Origin of the sequence: Vibrio sp. V43_P6S15P86 (genome assembly GCF_009904725.1) — a bacterium.
GTDB classification, from domain to species: Bacteria; Pseudomonadota; Gammaproteobacteria; order Enterobacterales; family Vibrionaceae; genus Vibrio; species Vibrio diabolicus.
On sequence record NZ_WXWT01000054.1, the window covers coordinates 1 to 6,553 of the forward strand.

Annotated in this window: 6 protein-coding genes; all 6 read left to right on the forward strand. The window is 44.2% G+C overall.

Translation table 11 applies throughout. From position 1 onward, the window contains the following. Nucleotides 1-2: 2 nt before the first annotated feature. Nucleotides 3-566, forward strand: a complete 564-nt coding sequence (locus tag CAG69_RS02505; protein WP_161442578.1) for a hypothetical protein — start codon at nt 3-5, stop codon at nt 564-566. A 9-nt stretch (nt 567-575) separates the two neighbouring features. Then, on the forward strand, nt 576-2,087 hold the full coding sequence (locus CAG69_RS02510; protein ID WP_161442581.1) for a type VI secretion system-associated FHA domain protein: 1,512 nt from the start codon (nt 576-578) through the stop codon (nt 2,085-2,087). Beyond that, nucleotides 2,080-2,580 (forward strand): type VI secretion system lipoprotein TssJ, encoded by a 501-nt coding sequence (tssJ, locus tag CAG69_RS02515; protein ID WP_005392625.1) that lies wholly within the window; start codon nt 2,080-2,082, stop codon nt 2,578-2,580. The genes CAG69_RS02510 and tssJ overlap by 8 nt, the downstream gene beginning before the upstream one ends. Nucleotides 2,581-2,591: 11 nt before the next feature. Then, nucleotides 2,592-3,917: a type VI secretion system baseplate subunit TssK gene (tssK, locus tag CAG69_RS02520; RefSeq protein ID WP_006741084.1), complete on the forward strand. Its 1,326-nt coding sequence runs from the start codon at nt 2,592-2,594 to the stop codon at nt 3,915-3,917. Beyond that, the gene (gene icmH, locus CAG69_RS02525; protein ID WP_006741083.1) at nt 3,914-4,705 is read left to right on the forward strand and encodes a type IVB secretion system protein IcmH/DotU; all 792 of its coding nucleotides are present in this window, start codon (nt 3,914-3,916) and stop codon (nt 4,703-4,705) included. Before tssK ends, icmH begins: the two co-directional genes overlap by 4 nt. A gap of 148 nt (nt 4,706-4,853) precedes the next feature. Beyond that, nucleotides 4,854-6,377, forward strand: a complete 1,524-nt coding sequence (locus CAG69_RS02530) for a PAAR-like domain-containing protein (protein WP_161442583.1) — start codon at nt 4,854-4,856, stop codon at nt 6,375-6,377. Nucleotides 6,378-6,553 lie beyond the last annotated feature (176 nt).

Below are 6,553 nucleotides of genomic sequence, written 5' to 3' on the forward strand. Positions count from 1 at the left end.
CCATGTGTCTATTTTCTTCTTTTGCAATGGCAAAAGGGGAGCGATATGGACTCTCTGCCAGTATGTTGACTATCGATAGCATTAATTACGAAGAAGGTAACAGTGGTGAACAAGACACTCTAAGGTTTGGCTTGGTCCATTCTCGCCCCATTGATGAAAATAATAACCGTTGGCGCTGGTGGTTAGGGCTTAACTACCTAGCAGAAGATATCGAAGCGCCAGCTAGCGGTCTATATCAAGAAGTAACTAACTATGAACTTCGTGTTGTACCGCAATATGCGCTGGCTTCTTGGAGCGTTTTCACACCGTACGTAGGTGCTGGTTTATCTGCAGGTTACTCACAATATTCAAACCGTTGGCAAGTTGACCCAGAAGGTTACCGCTATAAGAGTGTCGAGGACATCGATCAGTTCGAGCTGGGTGCAGTTATCGCCGTTGGTACGGTCATTAAGCTAGGTAGTAACCCAGATGCTCATATACAAATCATTCCTCAAGCCTCTTATATTCTCCCAGTTATCAATGATGGGATAGGTGGGCTTGAACTGTCTGTTTCTATGCTATTTTGAGGTATATAGATGCACTCAAATCAGCTAGTTCTATTTATTTCTAAATGCCCAGAGGAATACACAGGTGTCAAGCACATTGAAATGCCCGAGAGTGGTGGTTCAATAGGGCGTTCACCAAGTTGTAGTGTGTCTTTAACCGATCACAACCGCTTTATATCAGGCACTCATTGCCTGATCAGTGTGTATGGAGATACCTACTATATTAGTGACGTATCCACTAATGGCACTATGGTTAACGGAAACAAAATACTCAAAAATCAACCTGTTGCGATAGTCGATGGCGATATCATTTCTTTAGGGCAATATGAAATTGGCGTTTCTCTGGAGCATGTTACCTCGACACAAGACATTGCCGCTGATATAGCCCCTGAGAGAGTATCCAATGATCCTTTGGTTAGCCTCGGAGACGCAGTTGTCGAAGAAGAAGAAAAAGTAGGCGCTTTAGAAGATTTGTTTATGGAGACTAAACAGGATGACATTGATTGTCATGATCCTGTTGCGCACCTTAACTTTTCAATGCAGCGAGATGATGATTATTTGATTCGTGACGATGAGCATCCAGAACCTGAACAGCCTAAAACGGTGGAAAGCACACGTCAGGTGGTCGATGACAGTTTCAGCATATACTCCGAGTTCGATCAGCCAAGCCTCATCCCTGAAGATTGGATGGCTACGGAGACCAAGAGTAACGCATCAATAAAGGGTTCGTTAGGGGTAGAGAACGGTACGCCATATAGAGAAGATATTGTCTCAGAAGAGACGGTTCAACCCCAAACGACGATTCTAGATAGGGCAGTTCAAAGACAGCATCATGCACCTAACTCCACCGAGACGATCGTCGAACATACTGCTATCGTCGAACATACTGCTAAAGGCTCAAAATGGGAAGAGATGACACAGTCATTTACTCCCTCTTCTCAAGCTAATCAGCCACTTCAAATGCCTGCTGCAGAACCTACGATAAACAGTACGACTAAAGAGCAAGCGGGAATCGAAGCAACCGCCTGTTCTCAAGATATAGCACAAGCGTTTTTTGATGGTTTGGGTATAAGAAATCCTGAGCTAATGACGCATGAAGCTCAGTTGTTCAAACAAATGGGCACTTGTTTGCGCTTATGTATTGATAACCTGCAGAAAGAATTACACGAAGTAGAGTCCTTGAAAGAAGAGCAGAGTACGAGTGAGTCTAACTCTAACATTGCGGAGCTGATGCTGACTCTCAATAGCCAACATCTACTGGCTCCAAATGAACTGGTAGAACAAATGCTTGATGAGTTGAACGACCACCAAGTCACGTTTAATAAAGCGCTGAATGAGCTCATTTTAGAACAATCAGAGACGAACGATCCCGTTGCATTTGCTAACAAAGTGGCGAGTCAATCTTTGTTCTCAACGAAGTCAAAACTGTGGGGCGAATATTTAGATTTCTACTCTAACAATCGTCGCCTGCTCAACGAAACATCCTTAAAAGGGCTGATTAAGAAAAACTATAACAAAGTGATTAAGGGAAACCATGCGTAGTATCGCCGTATTACTCGGATTTGCCATGTTATCCGGTTGTTCCATGTGGGATCAATTTAAAGAGTCCACGGGTATCACACCAGAAACTTCGTCCATTGAATTGGTTATTGAGGCGTCACCTGTACTCAATGTGAGAGATGGGGGGCAGTCATCTCCGGTCATTCTCCGCCTTCACGAATTAAATTCGCCAGTTTTATTCCGGAGCTTAGATTTTTTTGCGCTGTTTGAAAACGATAAAGCATCGTTGGGTGATGAGTACATCAAACGTTATGAATATCAAATACAGCCAGGTGGAAAAGTTCATGAAATGCTAACGCTAGACCCTGACACTCGTGCCGTCGGTTTTTCTGTGGCCTTTCGTGATATTGATGGTTCGTCATGGCGTAAAGTTGAAGTTATTGAAGAGAAGAGCGAGTACTACATCAAGCTCAAGTTAGAAGGCAGTGAGTTAATTTCTGATAATACTCGCGGCATTGAACAGGTTTACTTTTAAGGGATAGAAACATGTCTTTATACAATCCAGTTGTTTGGCAAGATGGAATGTTCATGAAGCCGCAGCATTTTCAACAACTCGATCGTTCGCAAAGTAAACTGTCGAGCATGTTGAGCAACAACGCATCTCCTTTACATTGGGGGATTAAGCGTTTGGAAATAAATTCACAACTGCTAGCCCTCGGTAAAATTGGTATTACGCGTGCAGAAGGCATCCTACAAGACCGCACGCCATTTGAGCTTCCACTGCTCGCTGAACTACCAGAAGTGAAAGATGTGGATCCTTCGATTGCCGATAAAGTGGTTTATTTGTGCTGTCCGTTACCATCGGAACGTTCTGAGTTATTTGGCACTAAAAAAGACGGTGCACGTTATACGATGGAATCTCAAGAAGCGGTTGATGCTTGTTATGATTCGGAAGACATGGCAAATATCGTTGTCGGTAAGCTTAACTTTTGCCTAATGTACGATCATGAAGATAAAAGTGCTTACACGTCTATTCCGATCCTCAAGATCTCGGAAGTGAAGCCAGATGGTAGCGTGATCTTAGATGATAGTTTCATTCCTACCTGTATTGATATTCACGCATCTACGGTACTTAATAAGTTCGCGACGGAGTTTGCTTCTATGCTCAAGCACCGCGCAGAATCCATAGTTCAGCGACTGGGAGTGGTGGATCAACAAGGCGTATCATCAGTTTCTGACTTTATGCTATTGCAAGCGCTCAATAGATACGAACCCTTGTTTTGGCATTTTGCAAACACAGAAGCTGTACACCCTGAGTCTTTGTATCGAATTCTTCTTCAGGCAGAGGGCGAGCTTTCGACGCTGTGCTCGACGACACGCCGACCTATTGAGTTTACTAAATACAATCATGGTGATCTTACTAGCTGTCTTTCTCGCGTTCTAGACAGTGCGAAAATGACATTGAGCGTGATGTCTGAACAAAGAGCAATTCCACTGACCTTAAAAGATCAGAACTATGGCATCAGAACGGCAGCGATACCTGACAATAAGATCATTGATACGACGACCTTTATCCTCGCAGTTAAAGCCGACGTAACCTTGGATGTCCTGCATACCCAGTTTGTCAGCCAAACGAAGATCGGCTCAATCGATAACATTCGCGACTTGATTAACCTTCAACTGCCTGGGATTGAGATCAAACCAATGCCAGTTGTGCCACGCGCGCTGCCGTATCACGCTGGCTATACCTATTTCGAGCTCGATAAAACGGGCGAAGAGTGGATGGCATTGAAGAACACTGCTGCGATTGCGATTCACGTTGCGGGCGATTTCGCTAACTTATCATTGCAACTTTGGGCCGTTCGTCTATGAGTTACGCAGAAACAGACGTCACCGTAGTCTTATTCCAACCAGAGCCTGGCAAACCAATGGAGGTAATGCCAGCGCCTGACTTATCGAGAAACATCGCAGTACAAGATCTATCTATCGACAACATGGGCATTAACCCGCTGGTAGATCAATTCTCATGGTTGATCGCCAGTCTGTCTTGCATGTCTTCGATCCCTTGGCTTGATGACCCGATGCCGTTTCGTGAACAAGTGGCACGTGAGATTCGAAAAGGCGAACGAAAACTTAATGAAATGGAGCTCGATCGTGCTTCGGTTCTTGTTATTCGTTACTGCTTGTGTGCGGCGATTGATGAATCTGTTTGTCGGCAAGAATGGGGGGCAAATAGTCACTGGAGCCAGAACAGCTTACTGTCTGAATTCCATAACGAAACATCTGGTGGTGACAAGTTTTTCGTTATTCTCGATCGCTTAAAAGCCGACCCTCGCAAATACCGTCACGTTATAGAGTTTCTCTATTTATTGCTTCAACTTGGTTTCCAAGGCAAGTACGGCCGTGAAGAGCGTGGTAACGAAAAGTTAGCGGAAATTGGCAGCACCATTTATCGATTAGTGCGAGATGACCGCCTAGCAGAACAAGAAAAAGTTTCTTTAATCAACCTTAAAGCTAAATACCTAAAGAAGCCGTTAAAAAGGGTAATTTCACCCAAGCTGATCTTGAGTCTTAGTGCGATTACGTTTGCGCTTATGTATGCGGCAACCTACATCGTCATAGACTTAAAATTCCAGCAACTGCTTGAAGTGTATAGATAACCAGAAATCTAAAAATGAGATCTTCTGCCAGTTTTAAGGTTTGCTGTGAATATCACTGGTCTTTTAGTGAAATTCACTAGTCATTTAGAGAGATTGCAATGTGCGATCTCTTTTATCATTCAATCAATAAAATTCAAATGGATTGGTTATGGGCGTAACAGTTGGTGCGAATGGACTTTCGATAGTTCATAAAGGCTCAGGTGGTGAAGCGAATGCAACGCTCCCAGATGTTTGTTTAACTAAGGTCGGCAAGCCAGTCGTTCCTATCCCTTATGGCAACAATGCTAAATCAGCAGACCTTGCTGGTGGGACTACGACGGTCTCTATGGATGGCGGTAACAGTGTTGCTATCAAGGGCAGTACGTTCTCAAAAAGTACTGGCGATGCGGGCGGTGACAGAAAAGGCGTTGCCTCAGGCACGATAGAAGCCGAAGCAAAATTCATTTCAGCTTCACCAACGGTTAAGTTTGAAGGTAAGGGCGTATGTCGCCTGTCCGATCAAATGACCATGAACAAAGCCAACACCATGTGCTTGGGCGGTGCACAAAACCCATCGGTTTCTGTTACAGAAGATCAGGAAGGGACGTATACGGTTGATTTGTATCTCTCATACTCAGATGGTGAACCCGTTCAAGGCGCAACATACACTCTCACAGATCAATCTGGCGCGGTGTTTGAAGGAACACTAGACAACAACGGTAAAGCATCGGTTGGTGGGGTTGCTCCGGGGGAGTTTGCTATAGAGTACGGCGAGGACAGCCGCGATTTTATGCCAAATGTCCCAACCAAGACCAATCCAAACTTTAATCCAAGTGCGAACGCTCAACTGATCATTGAAGAAACAAAGAAAGGTGAAGTTGGTTTCTGGGAAAATGCTTGGACGCGAATGTCTGGTGCGGCCAGTTGGATTTGGGGTGTGATTCTTGGTGATTTCAACGATGATGCTTCTGTAGAGCAGATCATCGCCAATACAGCGCTGACGATGATTCCTGTTGTAGACCAAGCTGCTGATGTACGCGATTTATCTGCGAACATTATGACTTTGTTGAGTGAAGAAGAGCGTGATAAGCCCGAAAATTGGTTAGCACTTTCACTTACCCTTGTCGGCTGTGTTCCTACGTTTGGTAGTGCGGTTAAAGGCACATGTAAAGTTGCGCTAAAAGGCGGTAAAGGAACATCAAAAGATACTTTGCTGGCCGTTTTAAGAGGCATGGGTAAAGGCGATCCAGAAAAATTTTTGCGCACGTTAGATTGGGTGGATTACGCGAAACAAACCAGCCAGATTGTTACCGATGTTCTAAAACCTTGTATTGAAGTGGCAACCGAGTTGGCTTCATACGCAAACAGAATGGGCGCAGATGAGCTCGGTGCGTATTTCTTAAAGTTAGCGGATGAGGTAAAAATCATCGATAAGATGGTGCCGGACAAACTAAAAGAAGCGATGGGCGAGTTTGATAAGCTTTTTGCTCGCATCTTAGGTAAGGGTGAAAAAACATACCCAGCAAAAGTAAAACATAATACCGGTGAGTCTGCTCAGTCAGGAAAGAACTCTGCAAAGGCAAATGAAGAAAAAGATAAAAAGCCTGTTAGGTGTAAGATTTGTAAAAGAGTTGCTGGCAAAAAAGAGGGAGAGTGCGCCGATGCTCTAAGAACAAAAGGGAAGAACAAATAGTGAAAATACAAGAAGCGAACCCTAGCAATACGGTGAAAGAGTTTGAAGGTGATGTATTTCGCCAAACTGACTCTTATAAGTTAGCCAGTGCCGATATTAGAATGTCCCACCCTCTGAACCTTAAGTCAGGCACTCTCGATGCACACCATATAATCAGTGATATGGTTGTTAATAAT